This is a genomic window from Paenibacillus ottowii (assembly GCF_050516475.1).
Taxonomy (GTDB): domain Bacteria; phylum Bacillota; class Bacilli; order Paenibacillales; family Paenibacillaceae; genus Paenibacillus; species Paenibacillus ottowii.
In genome coordinates, this window is record NZ_CP191577.1 from 738,121 (window position 1) to 752,984 (window position 14,864).

General features: G+C 42.9%; 13 protein-coding genes. 12 read left to right on the forward strand and 1 reads right to left on the reverse strand.

The window, feature by feature from the left end; translation table 11 throughout:
• Positions 1–319: 319 nt before the first annotated feature.
• The 6 genes from ACQQ6X_RS03360 (at position 320) to ACQQ6X_RS03385 (ending at position 5,556) form a co-directional block, all read left to right on the forward strand.
• The gene (locus ACQQ6X_RS03360; RefSeq protein WP_305168110.1) at positions 320–2,227 is read left to right on the forward strand and encodes a carbohydrate-binding protein; all 1,908 of its coding nucleotides are present in this window, start codon (positions 320–322) and stop codon (positions 2,225–2,227) included.
• Positions 2,228–2,424: 197 nt separating this feature from the next.
• Entirely contained in the window at positions 2,425–3,138 is a 714-nt protein-coding gene (gene bglS / locus ACQQ6X_RS03365) for a beta-glucanase (protein ID WP_305168111.1), read from the forward strand.
• Positions 3,139–4,096: 958 nt separating this feature from the next.
• Positions 4,097–4,615, forward strand: a complete 519-nt coding sequence (locus ACQQ6X_RS03370) for an alginate lyase family protein (RefSeq protein WP_305168112.1) — start codon at positions 4,097–4,099, stop codon at positions 4,613–4,615.
• The gene (locus tag ACQQ6X_RS03375) at positions 4,594–4,746 is read left to right on the forward strand and encodes an RICIN domain-containing protein (RefSeq protein ID WP_305168113.1); all 153 of its coding nucleotides are present in this window, start codon (positions 4,594–4,596) and stop codon (positions 4,744–4,746) included. The genes ACQQ6X_RS03370 and ACQQ6X_RS03375 overlap by 22 nt, the downstream gene beginning before the upstream one ends.
• A gap of 43 nt (positions 4,747–4,789) precedes the next feature.
• Positions 4,790–4,852, forward strand: a complete 63-nt coding sequence (locus ACQQ6X_RS03380) for a hypothetical protein (protein ID WP_305168124.1) — start codon at positions 4,790–4,792, stop codon at positions 4,850–4,852.
• Positions 4,853–5,112: 260 nt separating this feature from the next.
• Positions 5,113–5,556, forward strand: a complete 444-nt coding sequence (locus ACQQ6X_RS03385) for a ferritin-like domain-containing protein (protein WP_430493596.1) — start codon at positions 5,113–5,115, stop codon at positions 5,554–5,556.
• A 248-nt stretch (positions 5,557–5,804) separates the two neighbouring features.
• Here the strand turns inward: ACQQ6X_RS03385 and ACQQ6X_RS03390 are convergent, their stop codons facing one another.
• Positions 5,805–6,281 carry a LysR substrate-binding domain-containing protein gene (locus tag ACQQ6X_RS03390; RefSeq protein ID WP_305168115.1) on the reverse strand — a complete coding sequence of 159 codons (477 nt, stop codon included), beginning with the start codon at positions 6,279–6,281 and terminating at the stop codon, positions 5,805–5,807.
• 359 nt (positions 6,282–6,640) lie between these two features.
• Between ACQQ6X_RS03390 and ACQQ6X_RS03395 the strand changes: the two genes are divergently transcribed.
• The 6 genes from ACQQ6X_RS03395 to ACQQ6X_RS03420 all read left to right on the forward strand — a co-directional run bounded on the left by ACQQ6X_RS03395 (position 6,641) and on the right by ACQQ6X_RS03420 (position 14,192).
• Positions 6,641–7,732, forward strand: coding sequence for an NAD(P)H-dependent flavin oxidoreductase (locus ACQQ6X_RS03395; RefSeq protein WP_305168116.1), 1,092 nt, complete (start codon positions 6,641–6,643; stop codon positions 7,730–7,732).
• 172 nt (positions 7,733–7,904) lie between these two features.
• Positions 7,905–8,315 carry a MarR family winged helix-turn-helix transcriptional regulator gene (locus ACQQ6X_RS03400; protein WP_305168117.1) on the forward strand — a complete coding sequence of 137 codons (411 nt, stop codon included), beginning with the start codon at positions 7,905–7,907 and terminating at the stop codon, positions 8,313–8,315.
• 80 nt (positions 8,316–8,395) lie between these two features.
• A complete protein-coding gene (locus tag ACQQ6X_RS03405; RefSeq protein WP_305168118.1) occupies positions 8,396–10,165 on the forward strand; it encodes an ABC transporter ATP-binding protein in 1,770 nt (589 codons plus the stop codon).
• Positions 10,152–12,002: an ABC transporter ATP-binding protein gene (locus ACQQ6X_RS03410; RefSeq protein WP_305168119.1), complete on the forward strand. Its 1,851-nt coding sequence runs from the start codon at positions 10,152–10,154 to the stop codon at positions 12,000–12,002. Before ACQQ6X_RS03405 ends, ACQQ6X_RS03410 begins: the two co-directional genes overlap by 14 nt.
• A 429-nt stretch (positions 12,003–12,431) precedes the next feature.
• Entirely contained in the window at positions 12,432–12,929 is a 498-nt protein-coding gene (locus ACQQ6X_RS03415) for a DUF421 domain-containing protein (protein ID WP_305168120.1), read from the forward strand.
• Positions 12,930–13,166: 237 nt separating this feature from the next.
• Positions 13,167–14,192, forward strand: coding sequence for a DUF4179 domain-containing protein (locus ACQQ6X_RS03420; RefSeq protein WP_305168125.1), 1,026 nt, complete (start codon positions 13,167–13,169; stop codon positions 14,190–14,192).
• Positions 14,193–14,864: the final 672 nt, after the last annotated feature.

A 14,864-nucleotide genomic window follows, 5' to 3' on the forward strand; every position in this document is an offset into this window, starting at 1 on the left:
TGATAGAGCATGTTATGATTGTGCCAAATAAAACCATTATTATGAATAAAATTACATATTTATTCTTAATGTTTACATTTCTATACTTTATTCGATTAATATTGATGTTTGCAGCATAGATACAACGATACGTATATAGTGGTTCCTTTCGTTGAGTGCATCTAAAACGATAATTTGTAAGCGATTACAAGTGAATTCAATCTCTTTCCACTTTTTACGGCAGTTTCCCTTACGGGTAGAGGTCTGAGCATATTCTTAAGTTTGATAAATTTACGGATAGCTCGGCTTTAAACCATATAAAAAAACGGAGGTTATGTTTATGATTAGAAAATATCTAGTTTTATTTCTTTCCTTCGCTTTATTGCTTAGTGTCTTTCCTATGCTAAATGTAGATGCTGCCAATCGACCACTGGCTAAACTACCTGGAAATTCCAATCCGCTAATGGATCATAAATTAGGAGCTGACCCTTATTCATTGGTATATGATGGAAGAGTGTATATCTACATGTCAAGTGATACGTACGTGTATAACAAGGATGGATCGATTAAAGAGAACGACTTCAGTGCGCTGGATCGTATCCAGGTCATATCCTCCACTGATATGGTGAACTGGACGGATCACGGAACGATACCAGTCGCAGGTGCCAACAACAAAAACAATGGAAGAGGCATTGCCAAATGGGCCTCTAACTCCTGGGCTCCAGCAGTCGCGCATAAAAAAATAAATGGCAGAGACAAGTTCTTTTTATATTTCGCCAATGGGGGAGCAGGGATTGGTGTCCTGACAGCGGACACGCCTATTGGGCCTTGGACAGATCCCCTTGGCAAAGCACTTGTGACACATAGTACAGCTGGGATGGCTGGCGTGACTTGGCTTTTTGACCCGGCTGTACTGGTAGATGATGATGGAACGGGATACCTGTATAGCGGTGGTGGAATTCCTAATGAATCCGATCCGGCTTCCATTGCAAATCCTAAAACCGCCAGAGTCATCAAACTAGGCGCAGATATGACAAGCGTTATTGGAAGCGCTACCACTATTGATGCTCCTTACCTGTTTGAGGATTCCGGTATTCATAAGCACAACGGCAAATACTATTATTCGTACTGTATGAACTTTGCCGGAACACACCCGCCACAGTACCCTGCAGGTGAAATTGGCTATATGGTCAGTGATAACCCGATGGGTCCCTTCACTTATAAAGGTCATTTCTTAAAAAATCCGTATACGTTCTTCGGCGTTGGCGGCAACAACCACCATGCTGTATTTAATTTCAAGAATGAATGGTATGTCGTGTACCATGCCCAAACGGTCAGCAAGGCTCAAATTGGAGATGGAAAAGGCTATCGCTCTCCGCATATTAATAAACTGGTGCACAAGGAGGACGGAAGCATCTCTGAAGTGCAGGGGAATATGACAGGAATCGCTCAGTTATCCAATATAAACCCGTATACCAGAGTTGAGGCGGAGACCATTGCATGGCAAGCAGGTGTTACGACCGAACCTACGCAAGCCAGCGGCGGCCCGATTAACAATCTGGATGTGACCAACATCCATAATGGGGACTGGATCGCTGTTGGAAAGGCTGATTTTGGCTCTACCGGAGCGAAGACGTTCAAAGCTAATGTGGCCACAAATGTCGGTGGCAACATTGAAGTACGGCTTGACAGTGAAACAGGTCCTCTAGTCGGTTCCTTGAAAGTGCCGTCAACTGGAGGTATGCAGACCTGGAGAGAAGTAGAGACCACGATCAATAATGCAACAGGAGTTCACAACGTTTATCTGGTGTTTACTGGGTCAAGTAACGGCAATCTAATGAATTTGGATGCCTGGCAGTTCACTCCCAACACGGGGGGAAATACAGTAACAAAGGTTGAAGCCGAGAATATGAATATTGGCGGTACTTATGCAGGCAAGATCAGTGCACCATTTAACGGGGTCGCTTTGTATGCCAATGCTGACTACGCCTCATATTCACAATATTTTGCCAACCCTACGCATAATATCTCAGTGCGGGGAGCTTCAAGCAATGGTGGCACGGCCAAGGTGGATTTGGTTATTGGAGGAGTAAATGTGGGTTCCTTCAAGTTCACAGGCAAAACGCCGACTGTCCAAACCTTGTCCAATATTACTCACGCTACTGGAGATCAGGAGACCAAACTTACCTTGACGAGCGATGATGGCACTTGGGATGCCTACGTGGACTTCATTGAATTTTCATTATAATCGCTCGTCGAAACAGTAGTTGTTTTGGACCTTTTGTAAAATCGAGAGATCCACCCTGTTAGTCCAAGTGAGCGCAATCGGCGGTGAAATGTCCAGGCAAGCTCTATTAATTGGGTTTTCGGCAGACTGTATCACGTTGCTGGAGACCGCATTCCACAAATTTGTTCATTTTTGAAATTATTCTTGGAGGTGTATTTATGAAGAAGAAGTATTGGTTTACACTGGTGATCACGGGTATAGTTTCTCTTTTTTTTTCAGTAAGCGCTTTTGCGGCGAATGTGTTCTGGGAACCATTAAGTTATTATAATCCGAGTACATGGCAAAAGGCAGATGGATATTCCAATGGGGACATGTTTAATTGCACTTGGCGTGCCAACAATGTCAATTTTACTAACGACGGCAAAATGAAGCTTAGCTTAACGAGTTCTGCGTACAATAAATTTGACGGCGGAGAGTATCGTTCGAAGAATACTTACGGATACGGCTTATACGAGGTCAACATGAAGCCTGCTAAAAATACAGGAATCGTATCTTCCTTTTTCACATATACGGGACCTGCTAATGGCACGCAATGGGATGAAATAGATATTGAATTCTTAGGAAAAGACACAACAAAAGTGCAATTCAACTACTATACAAACGGGGTCGGTGGTCATGAGAAGGTTATCGATCTGGGGTTTGATGCATCAAGTGGCTTCCACACCTATGCATTCGATTGGCAGCCAGGATACATTAAGTGGTATGTTGACGGGGCTCTGAAGCATACGGCAACTACGAACATACCGAAAACGCCAGGCCAAATTATGATGAATCTGTGGAATGGCATCGGAGTAGATAGCTGGTTAGGTCCATATAACGGAGTCAATCCGCTGTACGCTGAATATGACTGGGTAAAATATACGAGTAATTAGTATAGTTACAGCAGAAGAGGCAGCCCTATTGGGCTGCTCAGAGTGTCGAGAAAGTCCAACGGACTTTCCGGCACTTTATTTTTTGTTTGGGGAGAATCAACTTTTAAAACAAAAATCGATTTAAAACGATCTGAGGACCCATTTTTATTTGATCAAAATGACCATTTTAAGCCTCATTAAAAAAACAGGGGGTTTCTCGACAGCCTGGGCAGCCCTATTGGGCTGCTTTTGCCTTTCAATCCCTTCAGCTATCAAACATTGAGGTACCGATAAATATAATAGCGCAGAAAAAAAGGTATATATACCAATTAAAAGGATGATTACATAAAGGAGGAACCGAGAATAAAATAGCAGAGGACTTATCTTAAACACACTAATACAAGGAGAATGTAAATGTTGAAAAGATAGTATCCATTGTTTTTTGCCTAGTAATAAGTGCATTTGGAATCACAGAGGGGACATTGCCAAAAGCAGCAGCATCCGCTGGATTTGCTCATCCTGGTCTATTACATACAAATGAAGATTTTGACCGAATTAAGCAAATGATTAATGAAGGCAGACAGCCCTATTTGGATGGTTGGAATCAATTGCTGTCCAGCCTACTTTCACAGGCAGGATGGAAACCACGCGCTACTTCTACCATAATCCGGGGAGGAAATGGGCAAAATGTGGCTGTGTTTTACAATGATATAGCTCGTGCTTATCAGAATGCATTTCGTTGGAAAATTACAGGGGACACCGCCAATGGAGATACAGCTCGTGATATTTTGAATGCCTGGTCCTCAAATCTTAGAACGATCTCCGGTAATGCTGATCGCTACTTAGCGGCGGGAATTTATGGATATGAGTTGGCTAATGCAGCGGAACTTATGAGAGATTCCTTATTGGCAATGAATACGGCAATAGTCATAATGATTCATATATACAGAATTACTGGGCGAACTGGGATCTTAGTAATATGGCTGCAACCGTTGCGATCGGCATATTCTGTGATCGCCGGGACATCTATGATATCGGTATTGAATATTTTAAAAATGGTGCAGGAAATGGGTCCATTTACAATGCAATCCCATTCCTTCATCCTGATGGTCTTGCCCAATGGCAAGAGTCTGGAAGGGACCAAGCACATACTCAATTAGGTATTGGTCTTATGGCCACAATTGCTGAAATGGCATGGAATCAGGGAGACGACCTTTATGGATGGGCGGACAATCGTTTCCTGCGTGCTGCTGAATATGTTGCCAAATACAACAATGGTGAGGATGTACCGTTTGCAACTTATGAATGGGGATCAGGTAGAAACGGCGCAATCAATAGTCAATCTGGAATATCGCCTGCCAGTCGCAATAAAATGCGTCCCATCTGGGCGATGATTTATAACCACTACGTCAATCGAAAAGGGCTATCTGCACCCAATATTGCTGCCCGAATGGCTTTGGAAGGGACGGTAAGGTCATGGAAGCTGATAATGCGATAGAAGGTGCAAATGTTATTAAATCAACCTATACAGGTGAAGAAAATCAGCAATGGAGTGTTACCCATCTAGGGGGCGGTCAATACAGTATTAAGAATGTGCAGAGTGGACGTTCACTTGAGGTAACCAAATAAACCGGCTGACGTCACAGGCCTATCAACTGCAGAGGGAGTTCCTATCCAGCAATGGCGGTATACATCGAATGATAATCAACAATGGAGGCTTGAATCTGTTGAATAGCACTGACCAATTATTTGCCTAAAAGCAATCATTCTATCATCGTTTATTCAATCGGTTGAATGTGGACAGTAGAAACAATCAGATCAAGAGGTTCGATTATTCGATTTGGAACTGCAGACCCGTTGGAGGAGTGTGCGGAACAGTCATTTTCCTAACGTTGGGAACCGACATGGGCAGATGCGCATATACTTTCTGTAAACTAACGTTGGGAGGAGACAAACTTGTATCAAGTACCTTCTTACTGGGGAAATTCATATTATATGCGGGCCGATTTTGTACCGATCTGGAACACAGGATTCCGAGAAGCAGTACAAATGATAAAGGAAGCGGTACAAGGGGAGCGTAACGATGAGTTGTTCTACGATGAATTGATCAATTTGGCTCCCTCACAAGAGCAGGTGGCTATTATTGAAAGCATCCGTAACGATGAGCGCGCCCATAATAAAATGTTCAGAGAGATGTATCGGGCTTTGACAGGACAGGAGATTACAGGCATCAGTAGTGAGAAATATGAGAAGGTGCACTCCTATGCTGAAGGTTTACAGCGCGCCTTGATGGGAGAGCTGGGTGCGGTAGAACGATACCGCAACATCTGGTTTGGATTGCCCACTGGCATCTATAAGGATACGGTGTACGGTATCATCTTAGATGAGCTTAAGCACGCTGCCAAATACAATTATCTGATTACGTTGAATCTCAGGTAGCTATTTTCTGAAAGTCAACTAAAAAGCTCAATTGGGAACTGTGGGGCATTGCCTGCATTCAACTGTAGGTCTTATAATGTCACGGCTTACAGTTCCTTTTTCTTTTGGGCAGATCGTTTTCCATGGAAGGTTAAGTAAGGTTGAATCTCTGTTTTGAAATCCGTATAGATTCAGACGTAGCTGCAGTTTCACAAGTATCTATACGTCGTATGAATAGAGTCGGTGTTATACAGGATTTATCATAAATCTTATGAGAGCGTAAAGGTATATTGAACCATGGCTCTCTCAATTACTGATCGAGGTAAAAGGGAAACGCCGAGACCAGCGTGAATACATCCGAGAATTCCCTCCAATGTTCCGAATTCCATGATCTTTGCCGGTATTATTCCTTTGAGACGCAACCAGTCCATGAGTTTTTGACGATAAGAACAACCAGCACGAAATACCAGTAAAGTCAGATTTCGTAATTGTTCCGGTTGCTCGATTGAGGGAAATTGTCCTCCTGTTATGAGTGCAAGTTCCTCAACCCCAACCTCTATAGTATCGAGTTCTGGGTGCTGGACTGGTGCAGCTACAAATGCCCCGTCCAACTCGTATTTCAACACTAATTGGATAAGTTCTTCCGTCGTTCCAGTTTTTTTTAATACCAAATCCACCTCAAGATAAGATTTATGATAATCAGTGAGAATAGATGGCAGCCGAATCGCTGCTGTGGTTTCAGGCAATCCGATCCGAAAATTCATTTTACACAATATATTTGGAAAGTTACAATTAGTTTAGAAAGCGGCAGGTCTTATAAAGACAAAGGAGGTTATAATATCACGACTTATCATTCATTAGAAATATTTATCGTTAAGGATTAGATGAGAAATGGGCGGCCTGAGAAGAATATTGGCGTTATCCTACACAAGAAAAAAAAGAAAGTTATAGGACAGCATTAGCGGAGATTCATTTATTAGATACTGGACACTTTGCGTTGGAAACACACGCAAATGAAATTGGAGAATTAATGTTGAATTTTTTAGGAAAAACGCCGTAGCCTCGTATGTCTAGTCTAGTTTTCATCAAAAGGAGGTTTTTAAAAGTGTTCGAGACTCAATTGACGCGTGCTCTAAAAATTCAATATCCGATTTTTCAAGCGCCGATGGCAGGTGGCGTTTCGACGCCTGAATTAGTAGCGGCTGTTTCAAACGCTGGTGGACTAGGCAACCTGGGAGGCGGATACTTAACGCCGGAGCAACTCCGCAGCGATATCCAAAAAATCAGGCAACAAACGGATCAGCCTTTCGGAGTAAACTTGTTTGTACCTGAGCAATCTGAAGAGTCGGAAGAAGCAATCTTCCAGATGACAGATTATCTAAATAAATATCGCGATGAACTTGGCACTGCTCAAAACCCATTGATTTTGAAGTCTTCAGAATCATTTGAGGAGCAGGTACAGGTACTGTTGGAGGAACGTGTATCCATCTTTAGCTTCACTTTTGGCATACCATCTCAAGACTTGATCCAAACCATGAAACAGCATGGAATATTTGTTATTGGAACTGCAACAACCGTTGATGAAGCCAAGCAATTGGAGGTAGGTGGTGTAGATGCTATTGTGGCTCAGGGGAGCGAAGCAGGCGGGCATAGAGGGACCTTTCTGAAAGATGCCTCTCATGCTTTGATAGGCACCATGGCTATTGTTCCGCAGATCGTTGACCATGTGTCGATTCCGGTTATCGCAGCGGGGGGAATCATGGATGGGCGGGGACTTGCAGCAAGTCTTTTGTTAGGAGCCGATGCAGTACAGATGGGCACTGCATTTTTAGCCTGTCCGGAGAGCGGTGCCCACGAAACGTACAAGCAAAAAATCCTATCAACAAATGAGGACTCCACTCAAATTACACGTGCATACTCTGGCAAGGCTGCAAGAGGCATACAAACAAAATTTATGGTTGACATGCATCAATATCGCGGGACAATCCCTGCTTACCCTATTCAAAATGCGATGACCCGAGACATTCGTCAGGCAGCTGCAAAAGCAAACAGCCCCGAGTATATGTCACTTTGGGCGGGCCAAGGTCTTCGGTTAGCTAACGACCAACCTGCTGCTTCTATTGTAAAACAAACCATTGATGAAGCGAGTATTCTTGTCCAAAGGTTTCCTACCATTGGAACAGCTGATAATAAATAAGAGAAATCATCATTATCACATTATTGCTGCGAAAATCGCGGCTTTTTTTATTTGTAGCAATTGTGAATAATTTATCCTTCTTCAACCATCCCATATTTCCCCAAATTGACTTTATAGCCGGATATCATTATTATCTTACAGTGTAAGATAAATACAGAGGGTGGTACGGCCAATGGACTATAGAGCATCAGCTACCGAACTATTCGAGTGTATCGCCAAATCACGCAAACCGGTATTGGAGGAACGAGGAGTGCATTTCTCTCGTGGCGAAATGGGGATTCTCATCGCTTTGAGTCAGCAGGACGGGGTTACTTCAGGCCATTTGAGCGAATACTTGTCCGTCAGTACGGGACGGGTAGCAACAGCGCTGAAAAGTTTGGAGAAAAAAGGGATGGTTATACGACGAACGGATGCCAACGACAAACGCAAGGTGATTGTATTCATTACGGATTCAGGCAAGCAATTTATGATTGACAGGTATAACGAAGGTGTCGCATGGAGCGAGAAAATTCTTCGAAAGCTCGACGAACAGGATGCCAAAGAGTTTATCCGACTCATCAAGCTTATTGTCTCTAAAAGCTAAATTCCTATGTAGAGGCCGTATACAGGGTACGTTAAATGGCACCAACACCTAAGATTTTCAGAAAAAAGGAGAACAACAGAATGCTGAAGATATTCAAATATCTCAAGAAAAATGAATGGATGTTCGTGCTTTGCAGCCTGGCTTTCATCGTTGTGCAGGTGTGGCTCGATTTGAAGCTGCCTGATTATATGGCCGAAATTACAACCAAGCTGCAAACCGCAGGAACGCCGATGTCGGAACTGCTGATTCCAGGTATTTACATGCTATTGTGTGCCGTCGGCAGCATGATTGCATCTATTATTGTCGGCTATTTTGCGGCAAAGGTCGCAGCAGGGCTAGCCATGCGTCTGCGTGCGATGGTCTTTGATAAAACCTTATCTTTTTCAATGGAAGAGATGAGCAACTTTTCAACAGCCAGCCTCATCACCCGCTCCACGAACGATGTCACCCAAATTCAAACGGTGGTTGCGTTGGGGCTACAGGTGATTATCAAGGCGCCCATTCTGGCCGTATGGGCTATTGCAAAGATTGCGGATAAAAACTGGCAGTGGACCGCCTCTACAGGAGGAGCTGTGGCTGTCTTGATCCTGATGCTGAGTGTCATTGTTATTTTCGCTCTTCCCCGTTTTCAAAAAATCCAACGTCTCACCGATAATCTGAATAGGGTAACACGTGAGCATCTGACTGGACTTCGGGTGGTGCGCGCATATAATGCAGATCAGTATCAGGAGGAGAAGTTCGGACAGGCCAATGCCGAATTAACAAATACAAACCTGTTTGCGAACCGGTTAATGGCAATGGTTGGTCCGGGGATGACCTTTATTATGTCGGGTCTGAGTGTCTCGATCTATTGGATTGGCACATACCTGATTAACGGAGCGGCCGTGCCGGACCGCATTACGCTATTCTCTAATATGGTCGTATTCTCCTCTTATGCAGTGCAGGTGGTTATGGCCTTTATGATGGTAAGTATGATATTCTTCCTGATGCCTCGAGCTTCGATTTCTGCCAAACGGATTATGGAGGTATTGAATACCGAATCTCGCATCATCGACGGAGATGAGACAGCTGGAGAAGAGGGCGTTATGGGTCAGGTTGAATTCCGCAATGTCAGCTTCAAATATCCCGATGCCGAGGAGCCTGTGCTTCGCAACATTAGCTTTACGGCAAAACAGGGCGAGACGGTTGCCTTTATTGGTGCAACAGGCAGCGGTAAAACCAGCGTAATCAATCTGATTTCCCGTTTCTACGATGTGACTGAGGGTGAGGTACTTGTGGATGGCGTGAATGTCAGAAACTATAAACAGCAGACACTCCATAACAAAATCGGGTATGTCCCACAGAGAGCCGTACTTTTTAGCGGTACAGTGGCATCCAACGTTTCGTATGGCGATAACGGAAGAACAGAAGCTTCGGAGAAGCTCATCAAAGCCGCTGTGGAGATTGCCCAGGGTACGGAGTTTGTCGAAAAAATGGACGGTCAGTATCAAGGACGGATTTCACAAGGTGGAGCGAACGTGTCCGGTGGTCAAAAGCAGCGTCTGTCCATTGCACGTGCCATCTATCGTCAGCCAGAGATTTACATCTTCGATGATTCCTTCTCGGCACTCGACTACAGAACAGACCGGGTCCTGCGTTCTGCGCTTAAACAAGAAACCGGCCATGCTACGACACTCATTGTGGCTCAGCGCATAGGCACTATTAAGGATGCTGACCGGATTATTGTTCTCGACCAGGGCGAGATTGTAGGGAACGGCACACATGAAGAGCTGATGGCGAATTGCAGCACCTATCAGGAAATCGCTTATTCGCAGCTTTCGAAGGAGGAACTCGTACATGGACAAGAATGAACACACCGTCGGCAGTAAGCATATCAAAATGAAACAGCAAGGTCCCATGGGTAGAGGTCCTACGGAGGGGATGGAGACTGGTAAAAAAGCGAACGATTTTAGAAAAAACATCAGCCAGCTCTTATCCTACATCAAGGCCTATGCGCCTATGATTATCCTCTCTATGGTGCTGGCACTGGCCGGTTCCGTCTTCAATGTAATTGGTCCAGATAAGCTCAGCGATATTGCCAACCTGATCCAGGAAGGAATCGTAACAGGGATTGATATAAATGCTATTCAGAAGATTGTTCTTGTACTGGTGGTTTTGTATGGCCTCGGCCTTACCTTTAATTATTTCCAAGGATTCATTACGGTAACCGTGTCACAGCATCTTACAAAAAAAATGCGGACAGAACTGTCCCAAAAAATCAATCATATGCCTTTGAAGTATTTTGATTCTACGAGCTATGGTAATGTGCTTAGCCGTGTGACCAACGATGTCGATACCATCGGACAAACGTTAAACAACAGTCTCGGCACGCTTGTCAGTGCACTGGCAACTTTTGTGGGCGCATTGATTATGATGCTGTATACGAACTGGATCATGACCATTACCGGGATTATAGCTACGCTGATCGGTTTTTCACTGATGACCGTAATTATGAAGCATTCACAAAAATATTTTGTAGCACAGCAAGCAGAGCTTGGTCAGATCAATGGTCATATTGAAGAAACCTATGCTGGTCATAACATAGTCAAGGTATATAACGGAGAAAAAGCAGCTAAGGAAGTGTTCCATGGCATTAACGGACGCCTTTATACAAACGCCTGGAAATCCCAGTTCATGTCTGGCCTGATGATGCCAGTTATGATGTTCATCGGGAATTTCGGTTATGTTGCGGTCTGTATCGTGGGCGCTTTGCTGGTGAACCAACATGTTATAACGATCGGAACAATTGTGGCCTTTATGGTGTATATTCGCTTATTTACACAGCCCTTGTCACAGTTGGCACAGGCTGCGACCAACCTGCAATCGGCAGCGGCCGCCAGTGAACGTGTATTCGAATTTCTGGGTGAGGAAGAACTGGCTGATGAGAGTGACAAGACCATAAGACTGGATAAAGCCAAAGGGGATGTCGAATTCAAACATGTCCGTTTCGGTTATAACGAAGACCATATGATTATCAAAGACTTCTCTATGAAAGCTAAGGGTGGTCAGAAAATTGCCATTGTCGGCCCGACAGGTGCTGGTAAAACGACGCTCGTGAATTTGCTCATGCGGTTCTATGAGCTAAACGGAGGGGAAATTTATATTGATGGAACTCCGATTAGTCAATTGACACGTGAGAATGTTCATAAACTATTCTGCATGGTGTTGCAGGATACATGGCTGTTTGAAGGAACGATTCGTGAGAATATCGTTTTTTCCCAAAAGCATGTTACCGATGAACAGATAGAGGCCGCATGTAGAGCAGTGGGTCTGCACAGCTTCCTTAAAACATTGCCGCAGGGCTATGATACAGTGCTGGACGACAAAGCTAATCTCTCTGCCGGTCAAAAGCAATTAATTACCATTGCAAGAGCCATGATTAAAGATGCTCCTATGCTCATACTGGACGAAGCCACAAGCTCGGTCGACACGCGTACGGAGTTGCTGATTCAACAAGCAATGGACCGACTTACTATAGGGAAAACCTCTTTTGTGATTGCCCACCGTCTCTCAACGATTAAGAACGCCGATCTGATTCTGGTCATGAAGGATGGTAACATTATTGAAACGGGTAATCATGAGGAATTGCTGAGCAAAGGCGGATTCTATGCCGATTTATACAATAGCCAGTTCGAAAATGCATCCTAAAAAGTACAGTTTTAGGAGGATAGAACTAGAATAACAACACATGGAACTGGACAAAAGTCTGGAGCAAGAATGTTGAATCTTAAAAAAGTCGCTACATAGCGGCTTTTTTATTTTACTGAAGAATTTTGGGCGACAGTTGCAAAAGAGCCTGGGTCAATATCGATGGTTGTATCAGTTGCACCTTGCCTTTCATTAAGTATTTAATTGTAACGTACCACATGGTTCATACATTGAAAAGAAACATAACCATTACTTTCATAAACCAAGGTTCAGTATTTTCAACGATACATATTCATACATATTCCATGGGGGAAAATAGAATCGAGTAAATAAAACCGGCTGCAAAAAACCTTTAAGCCCGTTCTCTTCTTTCATGATTTTCCGAATTTCGGGAATACTCTGAGCAAAGTGAAAACAGGAGGAGTCACAATGTGGATTATAGTCTGGAGCACGATTCTTTTGGCTTGTATCGGTACCTTGTTTCTAAGGATAGCAGGACGTAAATCCATTTCACAAATGACAATCCCACAGGTTATGATCTTACTAGCAATCGGTACTGTGCTTGGTTCTGAAGTAAGCGGCAAGGGGATGACGAATACGATTCTGGCACTCGGCACTTTTATTTTATTCCTTATCGTTGTTGAATGGATTACGCTGCGTTCGAACCGTATAGAGTCGATCTTAAAAGGAAAAAGTGTGTCCGTCATACATGAAGGTAAACTAGAAATAGATAATTTACGCAGGCTTCGAGTGTCTGTCGACGACCTTGAAAAACGTCTGCGAATGGTCGGTATTAAAGACATGGAGCTTATGTTGAAAACTTATTTGCCTCAGCTAAAAAGCGACGTTTCAGGGGTGGAAAGAATTTCTTTTGAAGGAGACCAGACAGAACCCCATCGTGACGAAGTTCCTACTCACCTTCAATGATTTTAAAGTAGAAGAAGACGCATCAACACTACATCTGAGCCTAAAAGGATTATTATTACGTTGACCCTGTGCTAAAACAATTTCTAAAGTCCAAAGCACAAGACTTGGTTATCCCTAATACAGTAGAGACCGCAGTGGATAACACCCTTTCATCACTTTTTGATCAAAATATAAAAAAAGAGATTCCCCCTTAAAAGATGGAGATGGGCAGCAGTAGCCGTTGCTTTCTTTTTCGTTCTGGGTGCAGTTTCTGTCCCTACCGTTCCGACATTTGCCGAAGTACTCAGGTCATTGTTTGCCAAGGACAATCCGGATATCGGACTGATACGTGCACAGGAATTGGGATTGGTGATTAATCCTCATATTAAGGTGAAGGACAAAGGTTACACGCTGGTGATTAATGAGGCTGTTGCTGATCCTACCCGAGTGACCATTGCACTTCAACTTTTTAATGAAAATGTGAAGCATGATCGCGACAAGCTCGGTCTTGGCGATGAGAATAAGATTACGATCAAAGATGATAAAGGAAACGTAAAAAAGACTAACGAGAATGGTGCAAGGAGACGTTTCGAACTGGAAACCGAACTTGATGACGCGGCAATGACAAGATCCCCCGGTGATTTATGGGAAAAGCAGATGTTGAGCTTTCATTTCGAAACTACAGGTGGAGAAGAGATTCACTCGGTGAATCCAAGAAAATGGAACTACATGGACAGCTTAATGACATCTGATCATAAAGTTGTTGGAAACGGAAAAATGCGTTGGAGTTATACCTTCAAGTACCTGCCTGAGGATAAACCATACCGCTTTGTCCTGGATGTATACTCGGTTGCAGAAATGGACGGAAGCAAGATTTCATTTAGACCATCTGAGCTGACCGAACCCCAAACTTTTAAAATAATAAATGATAGCCTAGAGTTGGTTATGGCTTCACTTGAGAAATCGCAAGCCAACAAAGGCACACATGAAACTGTCATCTCATTCTACGGGAAAATGGATAATGAAATAATGCATGAGGAGTGGAAAGCATATGATCCAACAGGTAAGCAGTATAACGTACTTGCTGTGGGGGGACCAACGATTGAGAAAACTCTGTCTGAGCATTGGAGAGAGGGATATATCAGCATGGGGGATCTTAGGGCAAAACAGCCTTATGAATTCCGGATTATGAAGCTAGATCAGATTCCAGAGGAGCTTACCCTGGTTAGAGAAGTGGTGGATAAACGATACAAAGACCCTAACTGGTCAGTGTCGCTCAAATAGTTGAAAAACGAACTTCTCCTATCAGGGAAGAAGTTCGTTTTTCATTTTTAGAATTATATGGCTTTGATATTAGCAAAGTTATTTATTCAATCGTAATGCGATCGGCACAGAAACGATTCGATTTTATAATGTATCCCTAGCACGGCAAATATGTTCAGTACTTTTGCTGTGTCAATATTCACTTCATTATTAAAGGGAAATTCGTCAAAACTTAAAAAATAGCAAGTCTTCTGCTACATGGAGGCTTGCTATGTTGTGTTTTTTGAATCATTTAATCTTGCAAAATCAATAGTACAAAAGTTATAAATTTTCTAAAAAATTAAACCTTTTATGAGGAATCAAAACGTTTTTATTATTAAAAAAATAAAAATTATAGCATAAATAAGAGATCTTAGCTTAAGTAAATAAATACCACAATTTAGGTGGTTAAATAGTATTGGTGAAAAAAGTTGAAATTTGTCGGATGGTGTCAGGAGCGGTTTGTTATATTTGTGTTAATAATATGTAATGTAAAGTTTGTTTTGGTATACGGGTTTTGGACTTACGTACAAGCCTATATCATTTTTATTTTAACGATTGTAATATCAAAAAATTTGTTCTTAATCACATTAACTTGTCATGCTTAGTAGTCAATTTAATAAAAAAGTGAAATTCTTGCATTTAAAGATATAA

What these genes read in the sequence shown, in the direction of transcription:
- ACQQ6X_RS03360 (WP_305168110.1), top strand. Translation starts at nt 320, where the DNA reads ATGATTAGAAAATATCTAGTTTTATTTCTTTCCTTCGCTTTATTGCTT.
- ACQQ6X_RS03400 (WP_305168117.1), top strand. Translation starts at nt 7,905, where the DNA reads ATGGACTATAGAGCATCAGCTACCGAACTATTCGAGTGTATCGCCAAA.
- bglS (WP_305168111.1), top strand. Translation starts at nt 2,425, where the DNA reads ATGAAGAAGAAGTATTGGTTTACACTGGTGATCACGGGTATAGTTTCT.
- ACQQ6X_RS03415 (WP_305168120.1), top strand. Translation starts at nt 12,432, where the DNA reads ATGTGGATTATAGTCTGGAGCACGATTCTTTTGGCTTGTATCGGTACC.
- ACQQ6X_RS03370 (WP_305168112.1), top strand. Translation starts at nt 4,097, where the DNA reads ATGGCTGCAACCGTTGCGATCGGCATATTCTGTGATCGCCGGGACATC.
- ACQQ6X_RS03410 (WP_305168119.1), top strand. Translation starts at nt 10,152, where the DNA reads ATGGACAAGAATGAACACACCGTCGGCAGTAAGCATATCAAAATGAAA.
- ACQQ6X_RS03385 (WP_430493596.1), top strand. Translation starts at nt 5,113, where the DNA reads ATGCGGGCCGATTTTGTACCGATCTGGAACACAGGATTCCGAGAAGCA.
- ACQQ6X_RS03375 (WP_305168113.1), top strand. Translation starts at nt 4,594, where the DNA reads ATGGAAGCTGATAATGCGATAGAAGGTGCAAATGTTATTAAATCAACC.
- ACQQ6X_RS03405 (WP_305168118.1), top strand. Translation starts at nt 8,396, where the DNA reads ATGCTGAAGATATTCAAATATCTCAAGAAAAATGAATGGATGTTCGTG.